Consider the following 1,279-nt stretch of genomic DNA (forward strand, 5'->3'; position numbering starts at 1 on the left):
GGGAATAGAGGCTCGACGGCCGCTTCGGGATCATCTTGTTGGCGAAATAGGACGAGATGTTGATCACCGATGCGCCGGCTGCCAGATGCGGCAGCAGGCCCTGTGTGATGAAGAACACAGCAGTGACATTCAGCGTGAAGGATTGCTGGAACTGCGCCTCGCTGACGGTTTCGAACGGCACCAGGAAAGCCACTCCGGCATTGTTGACGAGGATATCGGTAGGCGTGCCCGATTTTTTCACATGCTCGATGACGGACGCAATGCCGGCCGATGTGGCAAGATCGGCCGACAGCGTCTCGATAGTGCCGCCGAGCTGCTTGCGGGCGTCGTCGAGCTTCTTGGTGTCGCGGCCGACGATCAGGACGTCCGCACCCTCGTGCAAAAAGGCCTCGGCGATCGCCAGGCCGATACCGTCCGACCCACCGGTGACCAGCGCGCGCTTGTTGTGAAGTCTCATGGGATGCTCCAAGGCTACTCTGGCCGCCGCGAGAGCACCGCATATCAGCGGGCGAGGTCAAGCGGCCAGCCTATCCGGTAGTGGGTCAGTTTGAAATCTGTCTCGCCTGAACGTGGCTCAGCAGTGAGACGACATATCGTTCCATATCAAGCCTGCGAGCGGTTCCAAGTACACTTGCCCAGGTATCCTGCGGACCGGCGCCAGAGGCGATCATGGCCGGTGCGTTGTGAAATGAATCCGCGAGCATACGAGCTCTGGATAGATCATCGGTCGCGCGAATTTCGACGAGGACGATGCAAAGAACCCTCAGGATATTTTCATTCGTGATGGGTTGAGGATCAATCAGTTGAGACACCTTTCTTTCGGTACGCCCCCGAGCCGCTGGCTTTTCGGCTTCCTTCGCCTCGATCAGCGCAACGATATCGCTAATCTCCCAAAGCTTGCCAGTCACGCCGGCGGCCATCGCGGGCGTCATGCGCATGAAGCATGAATGCGGACAAAGTTGTAATACATGAAGTGCAGGGGCAACGGCGTTGGCGTGAGCTTCCACTGCCGTTGGTCAGGCGCGTGAAGCGGCGCATATGCATCCGCATAGTCCGGTTTTGGCGTTCGGCAAATGACGTGCTGACGTGCTTGATGTCTGGATTACCTTCGATCCACTCTTTCCGCGCACCAGTGCATTCGGCGGGGCTATGCACTCGATTGTCATACGCCGTCCCATACGTTTCTGTAAGCATATAGGAGTTCACGGCGGGTCACGACAACGGCATTCGCGGCATCAAATTTCAAACTGACCCACTACCGCCTATCCCACGGTATGAA

1 protein-coding gene and 1 pseudogene are annotated in these 1,279 nt (G+C 57.8%); both read right to left on the minus strand.

Annotated features, from left to right (window positions below; translation table 11 throughout):
* Window positions 1-457, minus strand: a 457-nt coding sequence (locus EOC06_RS43815) for an SDR family NAD(P)-dependent oxidoreductase (RefSeq protein ID WP_245470180.1), incomplete at its 3' end; no start/stop codon positions are given.
* A gap of 394 nt (window positions 458-851) precedes the next feature.
* Window positions 852-1,146 (minus strand): annotated as a pseudogene (locus tag EOC06_RS43820) (IS1 family transposase); the annotation flags it as partial.
* Window positions 1,147-1,279: the final 133 nt, after the last annotated feature.

This window comes from Mesorhizobium sp. M7A.F.Ca.MR.362.00.0.0 (assembly GCF_004023175.1).
GTDB lineage: Bacteria > Pseudomonadota > Alphaproteobacteria > Rhizobiales > Rhizobiaceae > Mesorhizobium.